19 protein-coding genes are annotated in these 20,779 nt (G+C 73.0%); 15 read left to right on the forward strand and 4 right to left on the reverse strand.

Translation table 11 applies throughout. The annotated features are described in order from the left end of the window. Positions 1-55: 55 nt before the first annotated feature. The 8 genes from TAE01_RS16410 to TAE01_RS16445 all read left to right on the forward strand — a co-directional run bounded on the left by TAE01_RS16410 (position 56) and on the right by TAE01_RS16445 (position 10,274). Positions 56-856, forward strand: a complete 801-nt coding sequence (locus TAE01_RS16410) for an SDR family NAD(P)-dependent oxidoreductase (protein ID WP_147067891.1) — start codon at positions 56-58, stop codon at positions 854-856. Then, complete coding sequence (gene fabG / locus TAE01_RS16415; protein WP_147067892.1) at positions 853-1,635, forward strand: 3-oxoacyl-ACP reductase FabG; 783 nt, start codon at positions 853-855, stop codon at positions 1,633-1,635. Before TAE01_RS16410 ends, fabG begins: the two co-directional genes overlap by 4 nt. A 1-nt stretch (position 1,636) precedes the next feature. Then, positions 1,637-2,671, forward strand: a complete 1,035-nt coding sequence (locus TAE01_RS16420) for a phosphotransferase family protein (protein WP_147067893.1) — start codon at positions 1,637-1,639, stop codon at positions 2,669-2,671. A gap of 1 nt (position 2,672) precedes the next feature. Further along, positions 2,673-3,893: an acyl-CoA dehydrogenase family protein gene (locus TAE01_RS16425; RefSeq protein ID WP_147067894.1), complete on the forward strand. Its 1,221-nt coding sequence runs from the start codon at positions 2,673-2,675 to the stop codon at positions 3,891-3,893. Positions 3,894-3,920: 27 nt separating this feature from the next. Beyond that, a complete protein-coding gene (locus TAE01_RS16430; RefSeq protein WP_246111408.1) occupies positions 3,921-5,150 on the forward strand; it encodes an acyl-CoA dehydrogenase family protein in 1,230 nt (409 codons plus the stop codon). Between the two features lie 89 nt (positions 5,151-5,239). Continuing rightward, the gene (locus TAE01_RS16435) at positions 5,240-5,653 is read left to right on the forward strand and encodes a nitroreductase family deazaflavin-dependent oxidoreductase (RefSeq protein ID WP_147067895.1); all 414 of its coding nucleotides are present in this window, start codon (positions 5,240-5,242) and stop codon (positions 5,651-5,653) included. Positions 5,654-5,884: 231 nt separating this feature from the next. Next, positions 5,885-8,326 carry a sensor histidine kinase gene (locus tag TAE01_RS16440; protein ID WP_147067896.1) on the forward strand — a complete coding sequence of 814 codons (2,442 nt, stop codon included), beginning with the start codon at positions 5,885-5,887 and terminating at the stop codon, positions 8,324-8,326. Positions 8,327-8,519: 193 nt separating this feature from the next. Beyond that, positions 8,520-10,274 (forward strand): sensor histidine kinase, encoded by a 1,755-nt coding sequence (locus tag TAE01_RS16445; RefSeq protein ID WP_186815249.1) that lies wholly within the window; start codon positions 8,520-8,522, stop codon positions 10,272-10,274. Here the strand turns inward: TAE01_RS16445 and TAE01_RS16450 are convergent. Further along, complete coding sequence (locus TAE01_RS16450; protein WP_147067898.1) at positions 10,249-11,508, reverse strand: hypothetical protein; 1,260 nt, start codon at positions 11,506-11,508, stop codon at positions 10,249-10,251. The genes TAE01_RS16445 and TAE01_RS16450 overlap by 26 nt on opposite strands. A gap of 222 nt (positions 11,509-11,730) precedes the next feature. Between TAE01_RS16450 and TAE01_RS16455 the strand changes: the two genes are divergently transcribed. Both TAE01_RS16455 and TAE01_RS16460 read left to right on the forward strand, forming a co-directional pair. After that, positions 11,731-12,378 (forward strand): hypothetical protein, encoded by a 648-nt coding sequence (locus TAE01_RS16455; RefSeq protein ID WP_147067899.1) that lies wholly within the window; start codon positions 11,731-11,733, stop codon positions 12,376-12,378. Positions 12,379-12,440: 62 nt separating this feature from the next. Continuing rightward, entirely contained in the window at positions 12,441-13,364 is a 924-nt protein-coding gene (locus TAE01_RS16460; RefSeq protein ID WP_147067900.1) for a hypothetical protein, read from the forward strand. Between the two features lie 61 nt (positions 13,365-13,425). Here TAE01_RS16460 and TAE01_RS16465 read toward each other — a convergent pair whose 3' ends face one another. The 3 genes from TAE01_RS16465 to TAE01_RS16475 all read right to left on the reverse strand — a co-directional run bounded on the left by TAE01_RS16465 (position 13,426) and on the right by TAE01_RS16475 (position 16,433). After that, positions 13,426-13,815 (reverse strand): hypothetical protein, encoded by a 390-nt coding sequence (locus TAE01_RS16465; protein ID WP_147067901.1) that lies wholly within the window; start codon positions 13,813-13,815, stop codon positions 13,426-13,428. A 96-nt stretch (positions 13,816-13,911) separates the two neighbouring features. Beyond that, entirely contained in the window at positions 13,912-15,642 is a 1,731-nt protein-coding gene (locus TAE01_RS16470; RefSeq protein WP_246111409.1) for an LTA synthase family protein, read from the reverse strand. Continuing rightward, positions 15,639-16,433: a CDP-alcohol phosphatidyltransferase family protein gene (locus tag TAE01_RS16475; RefSeq protein WP_147067902.1), complete on the reverse strand. Its 795-nt coding sequence runs from the start codon at positions 16,431-16,433 to the stop codon at positions 15,639-15,641. The genes TAE01_RS16470 and TAE01_RS16475 overlap by 4 nt, the downstream gene beginning before the upstream one ends. Positions 16,434-16,516: 83 nt before the next feature. Between TAE01_RS16475 and TAE01_RS16480 the strand changes: the two genes are divergently transcribed. From TAE01_RS16480 to TAE01_RS16500, 5 genes are read left to right on the forward strand one after another with little or no spacing between them, the layout of a single operon-like run. Continuing rightward, on the forward strand, positions 16,517-17,509 hold the full coding sequence (locus TAE01_RS16480) for a zinc-dependent alcohol dehydrogenase (RefSeq protein ID WP_147067903.1): 993 nt from the start codon (positions 16,517-16,519) through the stop codon (positions 17,507-17,509). Positions 17,510-17,521: 12 nt separating this feature from the next. After that, a complete protein-coding gene (locus TAE01_RS16485; RefSeq protein ID WP_147067904.1) occupies positions 17,522-17,920 on the forward strand; it encodes a 6-pyruvoyl trahydropterin synthase family protein in 399 nt (132 codons plus the stop codon). After that, positions 17,908-18,969 carry a glycosyltransferase family 4 protein gene (locus TAE01_RS16490; protein WP_147067938.1) on the forward strand — a complete coding sequence of 354 codons (1,062 nt, stop codon included), beginning with the start codon at positions 17,908-17,910 and terminating at the stop codon, positions 18,967-18,969. The genes TAE01_RS16485 and TAE01_RS16490 overlap by 13 nt, the downstream gene beginning before the upstream one ends. 59 nt (positions 18,970-19,028) lie before the next feature. After that, positions 19,029-20,021 (forward strand): lysylphosphatidylglycerol synthase transmembrane domain-containing protein, encoded by a 993-nt coding sequence (locus tag TAE01_RS16495; RefSeq protein ID WP_147067905.1) that lies wholly within the window; start codon positions 19,029-19,031, stop codon positions 20,019-20,021. Next, positions 20,014-20,709: a RibD family protein gene (locus tag TAE01_RS16500; RefSeq protein WP_147067906.1), complete on the forward strand. Its 696-nt coding sequence runs from the start codon at positions 20,014-20,016 to the stop codon at positions 20,707-20,709. Before TAE01_RS16495 ends, TAE01_RS16500 begins: the two co-directional genes overlap by 8 nt. Positions 20,710-20,779 lie beyond the last annotated feature (70 nt).

Below are 20,779 nucleotides of genomic sequence, written 5' to 3' on the forward strand. Positions count from 1 at the left end.
GAGAGGGGTGTTGTCGTCAAGGTAAGCAAGCGCTTAGTCCACAGCGAGGAGCAGCATGCCCGACACCGCAGTCGTCACCGGGGCCGCCCGGGGCATCGGGCGCGCCATCGCGTCCCGGCTGGCGCGCGAGGGCTGGCAGCTCGTCGTCGCCGACCTCGACGCCGCCGAGCTCGCGGCGGTCGCCGAGGAGACCGGTGCGCTCGCCGTCCCGGGCGACACCTCGACCGACGCGGGGGTGCGACACCTCGTCGACACGGCATACGACCACCTCGGTCACGTCGACGTGTTCTTCGCCAACGCGGGCATCGGCACCCTCCAGGGGCTCGAGGCCGACGACGCGGAGTGGGCCCGTGCCCTCGACACCAACGTCCTCGCCCACGTGCGCGCGGCCCGCCACCTCGTCCCGCGCTGGCTCGACGCCGGCGGCGGTCGTCTCGTCGTGACCGCCTCCGCGGCGGGGCTGCTCACGATGCTCGGCGACGCGCCCTACTCCGTCAGCAAGCACGCCGCCGTCGCGTTCTCCGAGTGGCTGAGCGCCACCTACCGGCACCGCGGGATCGTCGTCCAGGCCATCTGCCCGCAGGGCGTGCAGACCCGCATGCTCGAGGAGTCCGGGCCGCTGCGCGAGCTGCTGACCCGCGACGCCACGGTCAGCGCCGACGACGTCGCCGACGCGGCCTGGCAGGCGCTCTCGAGCGACGCCTTCTACGTGCTGCCGCACCCCGAGGTTGCGGACTACGCCGCGCAACGCGCCGCCCACCCCGACGCCTGGCTCGCCGGCATGAACCGGCTCCAGCAGAAGCTCGACCACCAGACCCAGACCTCGACCACCACCCCGACCCAGGAGCCCGCATGACCGACCAGCAGACCCCCGCCGACACGACCACCCGGCGCACCGCCATCGTCACGGGAGCTGCGCGTGGCATCGGCGCCGCCGTCGCCAAGCGACTCGCCTCCGACGGGTATGCCGTCGCCGTCCTCGACCTCGACGAGTCCGCTTGCGCTGCAGTGGTGTCCGACATCGAGGCCGCAGGTGGCACGGGCCTCGCGGTCGGGGTCGACGTGTCCGACGAGGCCGCGGTCCAGGCGGCGGTCGACCGGGTCGCGTCCGAGCTCGGCGCGCCCACCGTGCTCGTCAACAACGCCGGCATCATCCGCGACAACATGCTCTTCAAGATGACCGCCGACGACTGGGACGCCGTCATGAACGTCCACCTGCGCGGCTCGTTCCTCATGACGCGCGCGACCCAGAAGCACATGATCGACGCGAAGTTCGGCCGCATCGTCAACCTCAGCTCGACCTCGGCCCTCGGCAACCGCGGCCAGGCGAACTACTCCGCCGCCAAGGCCGGCCTGCAGGGCTTCACCAAGACCCTCGCCATCGAGCTCGGCAAGTTCGGTGTCACGGCCAACGCCATCGCCCCGGGCTTCATCGCCACGGACATGACGCGCCAGACCGCCGAGCGCATGGGCATCACCTTCGAGCAGTTCCTCGAGGGCGCGGCCAAGGAGATCCCGGTGGCCCGCGTCGGCCAGCCGGAGGACATCGCCGCCACGACCTCCTTCCTCGTGCGCGACGAGGCCGGGTTCGTCTCGGGCCAGGTCATCTACGTCGCCGGCGGACCGAAGGACTGACGTGACGGACGCCGACCGCACCGACCTGCCCGGGCTCCCGCTCGACGCGCTGCGGGGCTTCCTCGACCGCGAGGCTCCCGGTCTGCTCGACGGGCCGCTGACCGGGCGGGTCGTGGCGGGCGGCAAGTCCAACCTCACCTACGAGGTGGGTGACGGCACGGGCAGCGTCATCGTGCGCCGCCCACCCCTCGGGCACGTGCTCGCCACCGCCCACGACATGGTGCGCGAGCACCGCGTCATCACCGCCCTGCGCGACACCGCCGTCCCCGTCCCGACGACGTATGCCGTGTGCGAGGACCCCGACGTCATCGGCGCCCCGTTCTACGTCATGGAGCGCGTGGCCGGCACGCCCTACCGCTTCGAGGCGCAGCTCGCGCCGCTCGGTGGCGAGCGGGTTCGCGCGATCAGCGAGCGGATGGTCGACACGCTCGTCGCCCTGCACGCCGTCGACCCCGCCTCGGTGGGGCTGGCCGACTTCGGCCGCCCCGAGGGCTTCCTCGAGCGGCAGGTCCGGCGCTGGAAGCAGCAGCTCGACGCCTCCCGCAGCCGTGAGCTGCCCGGCATCGACGACCTGCACGAGCGTCTCGCGGGATCCGTTCCGGTGCAAGGCGATCCGACGATCGTGCACGGCGACTTCCGCCTCGACAACCTTCTCGTCACCACCGACGACGAGGTGTCGGCGGTCCTCGACTGGGAGATGGCGACGCTCGGTGACCCGCTCACCGACGTGGCTCTCCTCGAGGCCTACCAGCGCCTACCCCTCCTCATGGACACCGTCGCGGTCTCCGACGTGTCCCGGGCAGCCGGCTTCATCAGCGGGCCCGAGCTGCGCCAGCGGTATGCCGCCGCGAGCGGTCGCGACCTCGGTCACCTCTCGTTCCACCTCGGCCTCGCCTACTTCAAGCTCGCCGTGATCCTCGAGGGCATCCACTACCGCTACACCCAGGGCCAGACCGTCGGTGGCGGCTTCGCCACCATCGGCGAGGCCACCGTCCCCCTCGTGGCGGCCGGTCTCGCCGCCCTCAAGGAGAGCTGACATGGACTTCGGATTCGACGCCCGCACCGAGGAGCTGCGCCGGTCGCTGCTCCGCTTCATGGACGAGGGCATCGTGCCGTCGCTGCCCGTCTTCGACGAGCAGGTCGCGGCGCTGCCGGACCGGTGGGCGTGGAGCACCGCTCCCGTGCTGCAGGAGCTGCGCCAGCAGGCCCGCGACCTCGGCCTCTGGAACGTCTTCCTCCCCGGGGAGCACGGCGCCGGCCTGACCAACCTCCAGTACGCCCCACTGGCCGAGATCACGGGCCGCTCCATCCGCCTGGCCCCGGCGGTGCTCAACTGCGCCGCCCCGGACACGGGCAACATGGAGGTGCTCGCCCAGTTCGGCAACCCCGACCAGCAGGAGCGCTGGCTGAAACCCTTGCTGCGCGGCGAGATCCGCTCCGCCTTTGCGATGACCGAGCCCGACGTGGCGAGCAGCGACGCGACCAACATCGGCACGAGCATCCGGCGCGACGGCGACGACTACGTCATCAACGGCCGCAAGTGGTGGATCACCGGCGCGATGAACCCCGAGTGCGAGGTCCTCATCGTCATGGGCAAGACCGACCCCGATGCCGACCGCCACCGCCAGCAGTCGATGATCCTCGTGCCGCGCGACGCTCCCGGCGTCGAGGTCGTGCGCGGCATGGAGGTCTTCGGCTACGACGACCACGACCACGGCGGCCACGCCGAGCTGCGCTTCACCGACGTCCGCGTGCCCGCGAGCAACCTCATCGGCGAGGAGGGCACGGGCTTCGCCATCGCGCAGGCCCGCCTCGGCCCGGGCCGCATCCACCACTGCATGCGCTCGATCGGCTTGGCCGAGGTCGCCATCGAGGCCATGTGCCGCCGCGCGTCCGAGCGCGTCGCCTTCGGCCGGCCCATCGCCGAGCAGGGCGTCGTGCGCGACTGGATCGCCGAGTCGCGCGTCCGCATCGAGCAGCTGCGCCTGCTCGTGCTCAAGACGGCCTGGCTCATGGACACCGTCGGCAACAAGGGCGCCCACACCGAGATCCAGGCGATCAAGATCGCGACGCCCAAGACCGTCGAGTGGATCCTCGACAAGGCCATCCAGACCCACGGCGCGGCCGGCCTCAGCCAGGACACCGAGCTCGCCGCCGCCTTCGCCGGCATCCGCACGCTCCGCTTCGCCGACGGCCCCGACGAGGTGCACAAGAACGCCCTCGCCAAGGCCGAGCTGCGGAGGTATGCCGCCCGCTGACTGTCGCCACACGGCATACGTCCGCTGGTGGGCCCGCTCGACGACGACCGCACGATCACACCCGACCGCACGACGAAGGGACCGACGATGGACTTCGACCTCAGCGCCGAGGAGCGCGAGATCCGTGACTGGGTGCGCACCTTCGTGCGCAAGGAGATCGTGCCGCTCGAGCCGCAGGTGCTCGAGCGCGAGCGGCGGAACGAGCGGGGGCTCACGGCCGAGGAGCTGAAAACCCTTCAGGACAAAGCCCGCTCGTCCGGGTTCTTCGGCATCCAGACGCCCGAGAGCCACGGCGGCATGGGGCAGGGAGCGGTCGTCGCCGCGCTCATCGAGATCGAGCTCGGCCGGTCGTTCGTGCCGTTCCGTTTCGCCGGCGAGGCCGACAACATCCTCTTCTCGGCCACCGAGGAGCAGCAGGAGACCTACCTGCGCCCGACGATCGAGGGCACGCGCAGGTCGTGCTTCGCCATCACCGAGCCGGGCGCCGGGTCCGACGCGCGTGCCATCCGCACGAGTGCCCGTCGAGAGGGCGACGAGTGGGTCATCAACGGCGAGAAGACCTTCATCACCGGCGGGCACGAGGCCGACTTCGTCATGGTCTTCGCCGTGACGGACAAGGAGAAGGGCGCGGACGGCGGCGTCACGTGCTTCCTCGTCGACCGCGACCGGGGCTGGGCGAGCACGCCGATCGACACCATGGGCGAGTGGGGCCCTGCAGCGCTCGTCTTCGAGGACGTGCGCGTGCCGCACTCGGCGATCCTCGGCGAGGAGGGCAAGGGGTTCGAGCTGGCCATGCGGTGGATCGGCAAGGGCCGCTACATGCTCCCGGCCCGGGCGCTCGGCTCGTGCGAGCGGCTCGTCGAGATGGGGATGGAGTGGGCCCGCAACCGCGTCACCTTCGGTGAGCCCATCGCGAACCGCCAGGCCATCCAGTGGATGGTCGCCGACTCCGCCGTCGAGATCGAGGCGCTGCGCTGGCTCGTCCTGACGGCGGCCTGGCAGGTCGACCGCGGCCTCGACTCGCGCCAGTCGCAGTCGATGGCCAAGCTCTACGGCGGCGTCAAGGCCAACGAGATCGTCGACCGCGTGCTCCAGATGCACGGCGGCATGGGCTACACCCGCGAGCTGCCCGTCGAGCGGTGGTACCGCGAGCTGCGCCTGCTGCGCATCTACGAGGGCACCGACGAGATCCAGCGGCGCACCATCGCGCGCAACCTGCTCAAGGGGCACGCGTCCGTGCGCGGGCACCTGGGCTGATCCGCGCGCGACCCGGCCTCGCGGCACACGTCCTCGGCCGGGATCGGCGTATCCGTCACCCTGCGGGCGCCGGCGAGGATAGTGGAGGGATGGCCGGTCCACCCGCAGCAGCGAAGCAGTTCAACAAGGTCGCCGTCCGGCTCGCCGGTCACCGGGTCCTGCCCGTCTGGGCGGTGCTGCGCCACCGCGGCCGGACGAGCGGTACGGAGTATGCGACTCCGGTCGCGGTCATCCCGACGCCGACGACGTTCGTCATCGGGCTGCCGTGGGGGCGGCGGACCGACTGGGTGCGCAACGTGCGGGCCGCCGGTGGCTGCACCGTGCGCTGGAAGGGGCACGAGTTCACGTGCAGCGAGCCCACGTTCGTCGACAAGGACGTCGCCCTGGCCGCCGCCCGCGGCCTCGTCCGTCGGGGCATCGAGAAGCGCGACTTCGAGGGCGGCTTCCTCCAGCTGACCCGGGTCCCGGCGCCCGAGCGCTCGGCCATGCAGTCCGGCTGGTGACCCGGGGGCCGACCGGGGCCGACCTTCCCGGCCCGGAGCGGATCGGCCCGGAGCGGATCGGCCCGACGGGCGGGGTGGCGACACGGGGAGGCGACAGAGGGAGGCGACACGGGGAGGCTGAAAAATCCCTTTTGCCGGATTCTCCAGCTTGCTGCGACATCATGAAGCCATGAGGACCGCGCAGACGGCAGGAGCCGCCACCCGTCGACCCGCGACCCCAGTCAGGGCCGCGTGATCGGTGTGAGCCACCTGGCGCGCCGCGCGGGATGGTCGGTCTGGGCGGTCCTGGCCCTCGTCGGCGTCTTCGTCCTCGGCCTGACCTCCGTGCACTTCGCGCTGCCGGGGTCGACCGTGGCGCTCTGGTGGCCGGCGGCGGGCCTGGCGGTCTCCTTCCTGCTCGCGACCGACCCCGGTCCGCGGCGCTCTGCCGTCTTCGTCCTCGGCGTGCTCGTCTCGAGCGGCGCCGCCAACTACGTCGGCGGCCGACCCGTCCTCGTCAGCGTCCTCTACGGGTTCGCCAACGCCGCCGAGGTCGCCGTGGTGCACGGGCTCCTGACCGCCCGCGGTCGCCGGCCGGGTCTCGCGTCGATGGACGACCTCTGGCGCCTCATCGCCGCGACCGTGACCGGCGCAGCCGTCATCGGCCTGCTGGCCGGCCTGACCGCGCACGTCGTCCTCGGCGGCGACTTCTTCGACTCGGCGTCGGCGGCGGCGGCGTCGCACGGCGCTGCCGTCCTCGTCATGGCCCCTCTCGGAATCGCCGCCGGTCTGCGCCGCGTCCGCCGGCCGGAGCTCGAGGACGTCGCCCAGTGGGTCGTCGTCGTCGGCGTGACCTCCTGGGTGTTCCACCAGAACCAGTCGTTGCCGCTCGCCTTCCTGCCCATCCCGGGACTCGTGTGGGGTGCCCTCCGCCTCGGGCTGCGCACCGTGGCCATGCAGCTGCTCGTCGTCGGCGTCGTGGCGGTGACGCTGACGAGCGCTCGTGGGGGGCCGTTCGCCGCGGCGGGCCAGCTGGGCGGCATCCGCCCCGAGACGGTCGGGGCGCTGACCCAGGCCTTCCTCGCGACGGCGGCCGTCACGACCCTGTCGCTCGCGGTCGCCACGACGCAGCGCCGCGCCGCCCTCGCCGACCTCCGCAGCGAGGTGGAGCTCTCCGGGGTCGTGCTCGACACCGCTGCGAGCGCGATCATCGTCGTCGACACGGCGGGCCGGATCGCCCGGCTCAACGCGACGGCTGCCCGGCTGCTCGGGGACGCCGAGGAGGCCCTCGTGGGACGACCGGCTGCCGAGGTGCTGCCCGTCGACGACCGTGAGGGCCTCGCCGCCCGGATGGACGCCATCGCGGACGGCGCCGCGCCCCTGCACGAGGAGCAGGACTGGCGCGTCGAGGGCCTCGGGGTGCGCCATCTCATCTGGACCAACGCCTACCTGACCGACGACGACGGGCTGCGCACGCACCTCGTCAAGACCGGCGTCGACGTCACCGACGAGCGAGCCGCCCGCACCTTCGTCGAGGCCGTGCTCGAGGCGGCCACGGCGACCGCCATCGTCGGCACCGACCTCGATGGCGTCATCACGCTCTTCAACCGCGGCGCCGAGACGGTCCTGGGCTGGCGCGCGTCCGAGGTGGTCGGCGCCCGTGACTGGTCGCTGCTGCACGACCCGGCCGAGGTCGAGCGACGTGCCACCGAGCTCGGGATCGAGCCCGGCTTCGGGGTGCTCGTGCACCGACTGCGCGGGGGCGCGGCCACGGAGACACGGGACTGGACCTACGTGCGCAAGGGCGGCGCGCGCCGCACCGTGTCACTGACCATGAGCGGCATCCGCGACGAGAGCGGCCGGCTCACGGGCTACCTCGGTGTCGCCGAGGACGTAACCCGGCGCCGTCAGGCCGAGGTGGCCCTGCAGGTCGCGCTCGACCGCGAGCGTCAGGCGGTCGAGGAGCTGACGGCGCTCGACCGCACCAAGTCCGACTTCGTGTCGGCGGTCAGCCACGAGCTGCGCACCCCGCTCGCCAGCGTCCTCGGCTACACCGAGATGCTCGAGGACGGCGCAGCGGGACCGCTCACCGACCGCCAGCTCGAGCTCCTCTCCCGGGTCGACCGCAACGCCCGCCGCCTGCTCTCGCTCATCGAGGACCTCCTGCTCAACTCGCGCATCGAGGCGGGTCGGCTCGAGCTCCAGCCGCGCCGCTGCGACCTCTCCGACGTCGTCGCGAGCGCCTGGACCTCCGTCGCGACCGTGACGAGCCAGCGTGACCTCGTGCGCGACATCGACGTCTCGCCGCGGCCGCTGTGGGTCGAGGGCGACCCGGGTGCCCTCGAACGCATGGTGACCAACCTGCTCTCCAACGCGGTCAAGTTCACGCCCGACGGTGGACGGGTGTCCCTCGCCGCGCACCCCGACGACCGGGACCCCGGGACGGTCTGCCTGACCGTCTCCGACTCGGGCATGGGCATCCCGCCGGCCGACCACGAACGCGTCTTCGCGCGCTTCTTCCGCTCCAGCGCTGCCAACGAGCAGGCCATCCAGGGCCCGGGTCTCGGGCTGTCGATCGTGCGGGCCATCGCCGAGGGGCACGGCGGCTCGGTGTCGCTCGAGTCGGCCCCCGACGCAGGGTCGACGTTCACCGTCACCCTGCCCGTGACAGGTTCCGCGCGACGTGTCTCGTGACGGGTTGCACACGACGTGCCGTCGCGGGTTCTGCCAGACCGGCCACACCGGAGGCCTCTCGGACATATCGTGACCATCGGGACGATTCCCAGCGACGGCGGTCGCGCTCCAGGGGCAGGCGCACGTGAGGGGACAAGGGTTGCGCAACGGCGTGGTGTGGGAGGTACTGGCGCTTCGGCGACTCACCGAGCTGATGAATCGCGTCAGCGCCCAGGACGACCTCTCGATCCTCTTCGACATGGTCGTCGACGGTGCGGCCGACGTCGTCGGCTTCAAGGTCGCGGCCATCAGCCTCGTGGTGCCCTCCGGTGACGTCGAGGTGGTCGCCGTCGCCGGCGACGACGACGCGCGCACCGAGCTGCTCGGACGGCGCACGCCGCGCCCCGTGCTCGAGGCCGAGTTCGCGGTGGCCGAGCGCTGGGGGAGCCTGCGGTTCGTCCCGGCCGGCGAGCTGCCTGCCGGGTCCTCCGAGGGGTGGGTCTCGTCCGACTGGACCGCCCAGGCGGCCGACGACGACCCCGACGCCTGGAACCCCGAGGACACCCTCATCGCGCCCTTCTTCGACGCCGTCGGTGAGCTGCTCGGGATCCTGTCGGTCGACCTGCCGCTCAGCGGCCGTCGGCCCGACCTGACGCAGCGAGCCGTCCTCGAGCTGTTCGCCAACCAGACCGGTATCGCCATCTCCGCCGCTCGCCAGCGGCATGCGCTCTCCGAACGGGTGCGTCTCGGCGAAGCCGTCCAGACGGTGGCCCGCATCACCCAGGAGGACCTCGACCCGGCCCGCGTCGTCGACGTCGCCGCGGCTCCGATCTCGGCGGGTCTGGCCGCGGCAGGGCTGTGGCTCAGGGCCTTCGGCGGCGAGGACGACGACGAGCGTGAGAGCGTGTCGGCCCGGAGCGGTGCACCCGTGCGGACCCCCGTCTCGCTCGTCGCGATCGCGCGCCGGATGGTCGGGCGGTGCTGGCGCGCGGGCGTCGTCGCCGTCGTCGGGCTCGACCACGTCGACCCGCCGGCGCTGTGGGCCGACGACGACGTCGCACAGGTCCGCATCTTCCTGCGCGACGCCGGGGCCCGCTCGCTGCTCCTGGCGCCGATGGGCTCCGGCTCGAGCTGCTTCGGCTACATCGCCTGCACCCGTGGCCCCGACGACCCCGACTGGACCGACGCCGAGGCCGTGGCGGCACTCGAGATGGGACGTGACCTCGGGCGGGCCATCCGCAACGCCCGGCTGTATGCCGTCGAGCGCCGGGTCGCTGCCGAGCTGAGGGAGGCGGACCGCAGCAAGACGCAGCTCTTCTCGACGGTGTCTCACGAGCTGAAGAACCCGCTCGCCTCGATCGTCGGCCACGTCGAGCTGCTGAGGCAGGAACCCGACGCCAACCCGGACTGGTCCCTCGGGGTCATCGAGCGCAACACCGAGCGCCTGCAGAGCCTCGTCGACGACCTGCTGACACTCTCGCGGGTCAGTGACCCCGACCGGGCCATGCCCGAGGCGGACGTCGATCTCGGGGAGGTCTCGCGCGACGTCGTCGACATGTTCCGACCGCGTGCCGACACCCAGAAGGTGAGCCTCACCTTCGACCTGGAGGAGCGCCTGCCGCTCGTGCGGGGCAGCGCCGGCGACCTCGAGCGCGTCGTGCAGAACCTCGTGAGCAACGCCGTGAAGTTCACCCCGGCAGGCGGTCGGGTCGCCGTGTCGGTGGTGAGCCGCAGGGACCGCGTCGTCATCGAGTGCACCGACGACGGGCTCGGCATCTCCGAGGAGGACCAGGCGAGCCTGTTCACCGAGTTCTTCCGCGGCACCAACCCCGAGAGCCTCCAGGTGCCCGGCACCGGGTTGGGCCTCAGCATCGCGCAACGCGTCGTGACGCGGCACGGCGGACGCATCGACGTCGAGTCCGAGCTGGGTCGGGGGACGAGCATCAGGCTCCTGCTGCCGGCTCTCTGACGCCGGAGCCGTCCTCCCCGACGTCCCCGTCGCCCGGACCCGTCCGGGTGACGCCCGGTGCGACCTCGGCGTCCCGGCGCAGGCGCGCCGCCATTACGGCCACGACGAGAGCCGCGGCGGCGACCGCGACGAGCACGAGGGTCCAGCCGGTGCCCAGGTCACCGGCGAGAGCCACCACGAGCACGCACACGACCGCGACACCGACGGCGACCGGCAGGGCGAGCGGCGCTCCGGACGCGCGGTCCGCGCCGCCTCGAGCCCCGGTCCACGCGGCCACGCCGAGCTCGCGCACCCGGCGCGCCCCACGTGACGGGCCGACGAGAACCGCGACGGCGACGATCACGAGCGCCGCGAGCACGACGACGCGCACGAGCCCGCGCAGGCCCGCGGTGACCGTGTCGACGATGGACACGACGGCGCCGGACGCTCCGGACGGCATACTGCTCGCCACGTGTGAACGTGCGAACGTCAACGCCAGCAGCAGCACGATGCAGGCGACTGAGGCGCCCAGCCCCACGCGTACGACCGCCCGTCGCCGGTCGCGCGCCATGGCCACGCCGGCACCGAGCAGGACGATCGCCCCGAGGGGCAGGGCGATCCCGCCGATGCGCAGCGCCGTGTAGGCGGTGCGCGCCCCGGCGACATCGGCACTGTCGAGGAGCGGCACGGAGACGGTGATCGGCGGCAGCTTGTCGACGAGCGGCACCCCGGCGGCCACGAGGCGTTGCTCGATCGGCGCCACGAGGTTCGCGACGTCGATGCTGACGCTCGTGCCGTTGTCGACGAGCGCGCCCTCGGTCGACCCGGAGAGGACGTTGACGAGCTGGGTGTGGGCCACCCGGTTCGCCGCGACCCAGGCCGTGGCGAACTGGTCGCTCTCGACGACGGCGGTGACGACCCGGCGCACCACCTGCTCCACCTGTCCGGCGAGGGGAGCCGCGAGCAGCCCGAGCGCGCGGGTCGCGGCGGTGGGCAGGCCCTTGTTCTCCAGGGCGTCGAGGGCGCGCTGGACGAGGTGCTGGTCGGTGATCGCCGTCATGACACGGGCGGTGGCACGGTCCTCGACGAGGGCCGTGACGGCGGGATCGGTGGCGAGGGGCGACACCGTGGCGACCCACGAGTCGGTGTCGGTGACGGTCGTGCGCAGCCACGTCGAGGCGACCCCGACGGGAACGAGCAGGACCCCGACGACGAGGAGCACGGACGCCAGGACGGAACGCAGCCGTGCGGGCATGTCAACCTCCGTGAGTCAGCGGACGCTCGGGTGGCGCCTCGTCCCCACGGTGGTCCGGCCCGCCCGCGAACGCATCGCCCGGACCGGGTGAGAGCCGACCCATCCGGATCCCGGTCGGCGGCGAACCACCTGTACCTCGGGTCTGCAGCGTCGCGGCCGACTGCTCCGGGGTGGGAGTCGGGGGTTCGCACATGACGGGCCGCTCCAGTCGAAGGAACAACGATGTCTCCATCCCGACGTACCCGCCCGCCCCTGCGGCGCGGTTTCCTCTCGGTCCTGATCGGTCTCTGTCTCGCCCTGGTCGGCGTCGCAGGCGTCGCCTACGCCTCGGGCTCCACGACCAGGCCGGTGTCCGGCGCGACCACGCCGGCGTGGTCGAACGGCGCCACCGTGACGGTGCAGTACCCGCAGAACTTCTTCTGCGACAAGAGCGTCCCGTCCTCGGCGCCCAGCGGCTGCGAGGTGGGGACGGACTCGAACGTCGGCCCCGTGTCGAACGCCGACCGGTCCGTCCTCTACGTCCTCGTCCCGCTCTTCGCCAACCCCAGCCCGGCTCCGATGTGTGCGGTCGCGAGCTGCCCGAACCACCCGCTGGACATCGACCTGTCGCGCATCGCAGGGGCGCTCGGGGCCAGCCCCGATGCCGTCAAGTCCGTGGCGCTCCCGGCGCACAGCCACATCCTCGACGGCAACGCCGGGGGCTGGTGGGACGTCAAGATCGTCGCTGTGACCAACCAGGCCGCGTGGTCCGCGCTCGCCGCGGGGAAGTCCGAGGCGACGATGAACACGCTTCTCGCACAGCCGAACAGCGGTGTCGTCGGCCCCATCCCGACCAACCTCTACCTCTTCTTCAACGTCGTCGGTCACTGACCCCGTGCCGGGGGAGCGGCTCGCGTCGCTCTCCCGGCACGCCCTCCTGAAAGGTGTCGAAGATGACACTCCACCCCGTCGGCGCACCTGCTGGCGCCGCACCCCGCGTGCACGCCTCGTCGCAGCACGACCACGAGAGCGCGCGGGAGCGCAGCGCGCTCGGCCTCGCCGTCCTCGGTCTGCTCCTCGTCGGCCTCGGCGCCTGGCTGCCGTGGCTCACCCTCTTCAACGGGCTCGAACCGCTGCCGGGCTTCCGGCTCGACGGCGGGGACCTCTCGGGACTGGCGCTGCTCGCGGTCGGGCTCCTCGTGGTCGCGACGCGACTGGGCGCCGGTCACGTGTTGCGGCCACTCGCCGTCGTCGTTCTCGCGGTCGTCGTCGCGGACTCACTGGCCGGAGCGCGTCACATCGCCGACTACGTGGCGGACCCCGGCCCCACAGCTGCGCTCTCGGCGCCGTCGCAGGGCCCCGGCGCGGTCGTCATGGCCGTCGGGGGCCTCGTGCTCCTCGGCGCGGCGGTGCTCGTCCCGGTGCGCCGAGACGCCCTGCCGCGCGAGCTCGTGGCCCGGCTCGTGCTCGCGGCCGCGACGTTCGTCGCCGGGTGGATGCACCTCGTGCTGACACCCGAGCACCTCGGGGAGTCGACGGTGCTCGGTCTGGGCTTCCTCGCGGCCGGAGTCGCGCAGGTCGCGCTGGCCGTGCTGTGCCTGGTGCGCCGCAGCGAGAACGCGTTGAGCGCCCTCGTGGTGCTCGACGTCGCCCTGCTGGCGGTGTGGGCGTATGCCGTCCTCGTCGGCCTCCCGATCGGCGACGTCGGCCACGACCACGTCGAGGCCGGGGGTCTCGTGCTCGGCCACGGCGAACCGGTCGACCTGGCCGCGGCGATCACCAAGGTCGCGGAGCTGACGAGTCTCGGCACGGCGCTGGTGCTCATGCGCCGCGGGCCAAAGGGCAGCACAGCGTCGGCGTCGGCCCGCCGAGCCTGACGCCGAGCCTGACCACGGCGAGGGGGCTCGGGTCGGCTCGCCGACCCGTCGGGCCGCCGGCTCAGGACGCGTGCCGCCGGCGAGGGCTCGCCAGCGAGGACGTCATCGGCACCGCGCGCAGCAGCAGCACGCCGCCGACGACGATGCAGACCACCTCGGCGACCGCCGCCGTCCAGACCGACCCGCCGGCCCACACGGTGTGCACGCCGAGGAGACCGACGGTCGAGGCGATGACGAACGCGCCGAGCGTCGCGACGCCGAAGCCCGCGGTGAGGAAGGCGGGCACCCAGTGCTCCCACCGCAGGAGCAGGACCGCGATGGCGATCCCCGCGACGACGTTGACGAGGAACATCGGTCCCACGCTCTGGTGCCGCACCCCGTCGAACCACAGATAGAGGTGTACTCCCGCGGACACGAGCAGTGCCGCCGCTCCCACGCCTCGGAGTCTCATGATGACGCTCCTTCGTCCGGGGTCGCCCCGCGTCGTCCGGTTGGCGCCGCGGTGTCGGACTCCCTCTCCCGAAGACGACCCGGCGACCGCCGGGGTTCAGCCGCCGGCGCTGCGACCGAAGGCGGTGAGGAACCGGTCGCGGAAGTGGTCCATCGGCCAGACCGGGGCGTCGGGCCCCGGCCGCAGTCCGTCCTGCCAGTGCCAGCCCGAGATGCGGTCGACGACCGCCGGGTCCCGGGCGATGAGGCTGACGGGGACGTCGTGGCTCGCGTGGTCGCCGGAGACGAGGCTGATCGGCTGGTGGTCGCCGAGCATGAGGACGACGAGGTTGTCGTCGTGGGTCGCCCGCAGGAAGGACACGACGCTGTCGAGGGAGTAGGCGACGGTCTGGCCGTAGGCCGTCCGCACGCCCTGCGTCGTGGCCCACACGGTGTCGCGGGGCGTCGCGGTGCCTGCCTGGGCGAGGTAGACGGAGCCGTCACCGATCTGGGGCCAGCCGACGAGCCGGGGTAGCGGGGCCCACGGGACGTGGCTCGACACGAGATCGACCTCGGCCATGACCGGGGGACGCCCGCCGGTGGGGTGGCGCTCGAGCTCGAGCCGGTCGAGCGCGGACAGGGTGAACTGGTCGGGCATCGGGGCGTAGCCGAAGCCGGGCCCCCGATAGCCCAGGGTGCGCGAGTCGTAGACCTCGTCGTAGCCGTAGAAGGCCTTCCCCTCCGGCCAGTCGCGGCGGTTGGCGGGGATGACGTCGACGGTGCGCCAGCCGGCCCGGGAGAAGGTGCGCGCGAGGGTGAGCCGCGGGGAGGTGGCGCCGTCCGGGGCGGCGGTGTCGAGGAGCTGGTCGTAGCGCTGCTGGCTGCTCACCCACAGACCCGACTGGAGGGTGGAGTGCGCGAGCCAGCTGACCCCGCCGAACGTGGGCGACGTGAGCCAGGCGCTGCGGACGGCATACCCCGACGTTCCCAACGCGCTCGTGCCGGCCCTGAGCGCCCTTGCCACGTCGGGGCTCCCGGCCACGGCAACCTTGCCGTAGCTCTCGACGAAGACGATGACGACGTCCTTGCCGCGAAGGGCCGTCAGCAGGTCTCCCGGCGGCGTCGTCCGGAAGGCGTCCACGGGGATCTGGGCGGCGAAGGCCTCCCGGTCGCGCACGCCGTCGCGCACGGTCGTGACCTCGTGCACGGTCAGTGCTGCCGTGCTCGACGATGCCAGCGCGAGGTCGGGTGTCACGTGGACCCCCAGGGACGCTGACGCCACCCAGAGCACCGTGGCGACCACGAGGGCAGGCCATGCGACACCGCGGTGGCGCCTCAGGAGCCGGGCGACCCGGCGCAGCGCCAGCGGGGTGAGGGCCACCAGTCCGAGGACGAGCAGGCCCGTCCCCGCGACCGCGAGCGCTGCCGTCACCAGCCCGGCCGAGTCGCCGAGCAGCTGCGTGGCCGACCCCGCGTAGCGCCAGTCCGTCAACGGGTTGAAGGGCCGGTAGAGCGTGTCGAGGAAGGCGGCGTCGAGGATCCGCACGACGAGGAGCACACCGAGGACCAGGCCGATGGCGACCGCGAACCACGCTGCGGCAGCAGGGCGCAGCAGGAGCAGGACGGAGACGACGACGATGCCTTCGGCCGGGATGCGCAGCAACGACAGCGGCGTCGGTGACCAGCCGAGGGTCGGTGACGGGGCCGTCAGGGTGACCCACACGAGCACGACCGCCAGGGCGCTGACGAGATTCCCGAGGACTCGGCGCGGTCGTGACGCCGGTCGCGCGGACGACGGTGTGGGCGTGCCCGCCGAGGTGGGCAGATTAGGGGTCGACGGACTCGTCATGGGGCGACGCCGGCATCGACGGGGGGCGCCGGCCTCCTCGACCACGGCACCGTCACCGGAGCAGCGCCGGCTGCCGAGCGGGCGCTCCGGCGAAGCGCCATGACCTCGGTGCCGAACGAGACGACCAGCAGCACGAGTCCGGCGGCGACGAGCGCTGCGCCGACGCGGAGCGACGGGATCTGGCTCGACGCTGCCGTCAGGGCGATGCCCTGGTATGCCGCGACCGCCTTGCGCCACCGGCGGGGCGGCACCTGACCGCGCAGCCACGGAGCCCGGCTCGACAGCCCGCCGACGAGCAGCAGGACGTAGCGCGCCGCCCCGACGCCGAGCACCCACCAGCCGAGGCCCACGGCGACGTGGATGCTGAGGACGAGGATGAGGAAGGCGTCGGTCTCCATGTCGAACCGCGCGCCGAGGGGGTGAACGGTGCCGGTGCGCCGCGCGACCCGGCCGTCGACGGCGTCGAGCGCGAGCGCGACCGATGCGAGGACGACGAGGGTCCCGGAGGGCGCTCCGCCGCCGGGTGTGCCGAGGGCACCGGCGACGAGCCCTGCGACGGCACAGGCGATGACGGCACGGGTCAGGGTGACGCGGTCGGCAGGCGTGAGGCGATCACGCCGAAGGCGGATGAGCCCGCAGGTGAGCAGCCCGACCACGGTGACGGCCGAGACGAGGCCGACGACCCATCCCGCGGGTCCGAGTCGGCCCGGGGCCGCCTGCTCCAGGGCGCCGAGCAGCACCACGACACCGACGAGTCCGGCGCTGGGGCCGGGAGGGATGACCTGACTCACCGCGGTCCACCTCACCGAAAGGGGTTTGACCCAAGGACGACGCGCTCGCCGCCGGAGTTCACGGGGCGCTCTAGTCTGGTCGCGTGTCCACCGATGCGCGGGCGTTCTGGGTGGTCGAGCCCGGCAGGGGCGAGATCCGTCCCGTCACCGTGCCGGCGCCCGGGCCCGATGAGGTGCTCGTGCGCGCCCTGCACTCCGGGGTGAGCCGCGGCACCGAGACCATCGTCTTCCGCGGAGCCGTGCCCGACGACCAGCGCTCCGTCATGCGGGCGCCGCACCAGGAGGGTGACTTCCCGGCGCCCGTCAAGTACGGCTACCTCGGGGTGGGCCGGGTCGAGCAGGGGCCGTCGGACCTGCTCGGACGGACGGTCTTCTGCCTCCACCCGCACCAGACGGCATACGTCGTCCCCGTCGAGTCGGTGGTGCCCGTCCCCGACGACGTGCCGGCGCGACGGGCCGTTCTCGCAGGCACGGTCGAGACGGCCCTCAACGCGCTCTGGGACGCGGCGCCGCGCCTCGGTGACCGGGTCGCCGTCGTCGGAGCGGGCATGGTCGGCGCCTCCGTCGCCCGCCTGGTCGCCGGGATCCCCGGGTGTCGGGTGACCCTCGTCGACGTGGACCCGTCGCGCGCCGATCTCGCGGCGCGTCTCGGGGTCGGTTTCGCCCGACCGGACGACGTCGCCTCGGTGCGCGGCGACCACGACCTCGTCGTCCACACGAGCGCCACGGCTGCAGGGCTCCAGCTCTCCCTCGACCTGCTGGCGCCCGAGGCGACCGTGCTCGACCTCAGCTGGTACGGCGACTCGAAGGTCGAGCTGACCCTCGGTGGGTCGTTCCACTCCTCACGCCTGCGCATCCGGGCCAGTCAAGTGGGTTCCGTTGCGGCAGCGAGGCGTTCGCGCTACACGCATGCGCAGCGCCTCGCCCTCGCGGTCGGCCTGCTGCGCGACCCCGCGTTCGACGCCCTGCTCACCGGCGACTCCCCGTTCGAGGAGCTGCCCGACATCATGATCGGGCTCGCGGACGGCTCCCTGCCGGCCGTCTGCCACACCATCTCCTACCCATCCACCCACTGAGGCAGGGAGCCGATGTTCAGCGTCACCGTCCGGGACCACATGATGGTCGCGCACAGCTTCACGGGCGAGGTCTTCGGGCCGGCCCAGCGCCTGCACGGCGCGACGTTCGTCGTCGACGTGACCTTCCGCGGTCCCGAGCTCGACGACGACGGCATCCTCGTCGACATCGGCCTCGCGACGCAGCACGTCCACGAGGTCGTCGGCGCCCTCGGGTACCGCAACCTCGACGACGAGCCGGCCTTCGCAGGGGTCAACACCACGACCGAGGTCCTCGCCCGACACGTCGCCGTGGTCGTCGGCGAGCGGGTGCGCGCCGGTGACCTCGGTGGTGCGACCGACCGCGTGACGGCCCTCTCGGTCACCCTGCACGAGTCGCACGTGGCGTGGGCGACCTACGAGTGCGACCTCTGAGAGAGGTCCGGGCGGTCGTCCCGGCCGGGATCGACGACCCCGACCTCGTGAGCGGCGGCAACGCCTATGACCGGCACGTGCTCGACGGGCTCCGCGAGGCGGGCTGGGTGGTCGGTGAGCACCACGTGCCGGGCGCGTGGCCGCACCCGGACCGGGCCTCCCTCGGGCACCTCTCCGCCGTGGTGGACGACGTCCCGAGGGACGGCCTCCTGCTCGTCGACGGACTGGTGGCCTCCTGCGCCGCCGACGTCCTCGTCCCTGCAGGGGAGCGATTGCGACTGACGGTACTCGTGCACCTGCCACTGGGTTTGACGGATCCCGTTGCGGCACAAAAGGAACGCCGGGTACTCGAAGCGGCGTCGAGCATCGTCACGACGAGCGGGTGGACGCGTCGGACCCTCCTCGACGCCTACGCCCTCGATCCCGGGGTCGTCCACGTCGCGCGACCGGGCGTCCGTCGTGCCGAGCTGTCGCCCGGGACTAGCGGAGGTGTCCGGCTGCTCTGTGTCGGTGCGGTCACCGCGATCAAGGGGCATGCCGACCTGCTCACGGCGCTGGCGCTCGTGGCCGATCTGCCCTGGACGTGCGTCGTGGCAGGGTCGCTGGACCGGGAGCCCGAGCTCGTCGCCCGGCTCCGCCGGCAGCTGTCTCGAGCAGGACTGGGTGGGCGGGTGCAGCTCGTCGGCCCGCTGCGCGGCGACGACCTCGAGCGGGCGTATGCCGCGTCCGACCTGCTCGTGCTGCCCTCACGTGTCGAGACGTTCGGGATGGTCGTCACCGAGGCGCTGGCGCACGGACTCCCGGTCGTGGCCTCGGCCGTCGGTGGCGTGCCCGAGGCCGTGGGGCGCACCGACGAGGGACCGCCCGGCCTGCTCGTCCCACCGGGGCGCCCCGAGGCTCTGGCGCACGCGCTCCGTTGCTGGCTCGGGGAGACGGACCTCCGCGAGCGACTGCGCGGGCGTGCGCGGCAGCGCCGGCGCCACCTCGCCCCGTGGTCCGTCACCGCCCAGCAGGTCTCGGCCGCGCTCGTGGGGGTACGGGACGCCTGAACCCGATCGGTGGGAGGGACGTCCTCACCACCGAGGGTCATCGCAGAAGGGCGGAGGAGATGCAGCGCGACCGGTCGTGGCTCAGCCCCGTAGTCGGGCTGTGCATCGTCGCTCTCCTCGTGCACCAGCTCGGTGCCGGACCGTTCCTCGACGCCCTCCGGCACCTCGATGCGGTGACGGTCGCGACCGGCGGCGCCATCGCCGTCGTGACGACCGTGTGCGGCGCGTGGCGCTGGGTCCTCGTGGCCCGTGGCCTCGGAGCAGAGCTCTCCCTCCGCTCGGCGGTCGCGGAGTCCTACCGGTCGCAGTTCCTCAACGTGACCCTTCCGGGCGGGGTGCTGGGTGACCTGCACCGCGGCGTCCGGCACGGCCGGTCCGGTGGGGACCTCGGGCGCGGACTGCGCTCCGTGGTCTGGGAGCGCGCTGCCGGACAGGCGGTGCTCGCCGTCATCACGGCCGCGGTGCTGCTCGACTCCTCCGGGATGCAGGGCCTGGTCGCGCCCGGACCTGCCGTGCTGGCAGTGGCGCTCGGTGTCGTCGTGGTCGCAGCCGTGCTCGCAGCCGGGCTCGCCGGTGCCTTGGTGGCCGTCGTGGGTCGCGAGCGGCGCCGCGCCGTGGCGGACCGGGTCGTCTGCGTGGCGCGCGCAGCGTGGGCCGACGTCCGCGCGGGACTGCTGGGACGGCATACGTGGCCGGGCGTCGTCGGGAGCTCCACGGTGGTCGTGCTCGGGCACGCTGCCACCTTCGTCGTGGCGGCGCGGGCCGCGGGCGTCACCGCGCCGGCGAGCCGCCTCGTGCCGCTGGCACTCGTCGTGCTCGTGGCCATGAGCGTGCCGCTCAACGTCGCGGGGTGGGGACCTCGGGAGGGCGCGGCCGCGTGGGCCTTCGCCGCGGTCGGTCTCGGCGCCGCCGGGGGCGTGGCCACCGCGGTCGTCTACGGGGTCATGGCGCTCGTCTCGAGCCTGCCCGGCGCGGTCGTCGTCGCCCTGTCGCGTCGGCTCCCGGCGTCCCGGGAGCGACTGGTACCGATCGAGGGAGTCGCGCGTGGCTGACCGTCCCTACACGCTGCTCAGCTGTGGCATGTCGATCGACGGCTACCTCAGCGGCGGGAGCGCGACCCGGCTCCTGCTCTCCAACGACGCAGACTTCGACCGCGTCGACGAGGAGCGCGCCGCGAGCGACGCGATCCTCGTCGGCGCGATGACGATCCGTCGCGACGACCCCCACCTGCTCGTGCGGTCAGCGGAGCGGTGCGCCGCCCGGGTCGCGCGCGGTCTCACGCCGTCACCCACGAAGGTGACCGTGACTCGTCAGGCCGGGATCGACTGCGCCGCAGCCTTCTTCGCGGCTGATGGTGCCCCCAAGCTGGTCTACTGCCCGAGCGGAACGGTGCCTGCGGCGCGTGAACGTCTGGGCGCGGTCGCCACCGTCGTCGACGCCGGGCGACCGGTGACGATGCGCCGAGTGTGCGAGGACCTGGGTCACCGCGGGGTCCGGCGACTCATGGTGGAGGGGGGCGGCTCGGTCCACACCCAGATGCTCACCGAGGACCTTGCCGACGAGCTGCAGCTCGTCGTGGCGCCCTTCTTCGTCGGTGACTCGGCGGCATGCCGGTTCGTCGGCGACGGGCACTACCCGTGGCACCCGGGCCGGCGTGCGACGCTGGCCGAGGTGCGCCAGATCGGCGACGTGGTGCTGCTGCGCTACGCCCTGTCGTCGCGGTTCGAGGAGGCGTCGTGACCGCCGCGAGGAGACCGGGGCCGAGGACGGTCGAGGCACGCCGGGCGGTGGAAGTGGTGGCAGGGACCGG

Source organism: Terrabacter aerolatus (genome assembly GCF_007991735.1).
Lineage (GTDB): Bacteria > Actinomycetota > Actinomycetes > Actinomycetales > Dermatophilaceae > Terrabacter > Terrabacter aerolatus.

Bases quoted from the DNA above. Each gene is read 5' to 3' on its own strand.
- TAE01_RS16460 (WP_147067900.1), top strand. From the start codon at position 12,441: ATGACACTCCACCCCGTCGGCGCACCTGCTGGCGCCGCACCCCGCGTG.
- TAE01_RS16465 (WP_147067901.1), bottom strand. From the start codon at position 13,815: ATGAGACTCCGAGGCGTGGGAGCGGCGGCACTGCTCGTGTCCGCGGGA.
- TAE01_RS16495 (WP_147067905.1), top strand. From the start codon at position 19,029: ATGCAGCGCGACCGGTCGTGGCTCAGCCCCGTAGTCGGGCTGTGCATC.
- TAE01_RS16450 (WP_147067898.1), bottom strand. From the start codon at position 11,508: ATGCCCGCACGGCTGCGTTCCGTCCTGGCGTCCGTGCTCCTCGTCGTC.
- TAE01_RS16435 (WP_147067895.1), top strand. From the start codon at position 5,240: ATGGCCGGTCCACCCGCAGCAGCGAAGCAGTTCAACAAGGTCGCCGTC.
- TAE01_RS16470 (WP_246111409.1), bottom strand. From the start codon at position 15,642: ATGACGAGTCCGTCGACCCCTAATCTGCCCACCTCGGCGGGCACGCCC.
- fabG (WP_147067892.1), top strand. From the start codon at position 853: ATGACCGACCAGCAGACCCCCGCCGACACGACCACCCGGCGCACCGCC.
- TAE01_RS16410 (WP_147067891.1), top strand. From the start codon at position 56: ATGCCCGACACCGCAGTCGTCACCGGGGCCGCCCGGGGCATCGGGCGC.
- TAE01_RS16445 (WP_186815249.1), top strand. From the start codon at position 8,520: ATGAATCGCGTCAGCGCCCAGGACGACCTCTCGATCCTCTTCGACATG.
- TAE01_RS16455 (WP_147067899.1), top strand. From the start codon at position 11,731: ATGTCTCCATCCCGACGTACCCGCCCGCCCCTGCGGCGCGGTTTCCTC.
- TAE01_RS16425 (WP_147067894.1), top strand. From the start codon at position 2,673: ATGGACTTCGGATTCGACGCCCGCACCGAGGAGCTGCGCCGGTCGCTG.
- TAE01_RS16485 (WP_147067904.1), top strand. From the start codon at position 17,522: ATGTTCAGCGTCACCGTCCGGGACCACATGATGGTCGCGCACAGCTTC.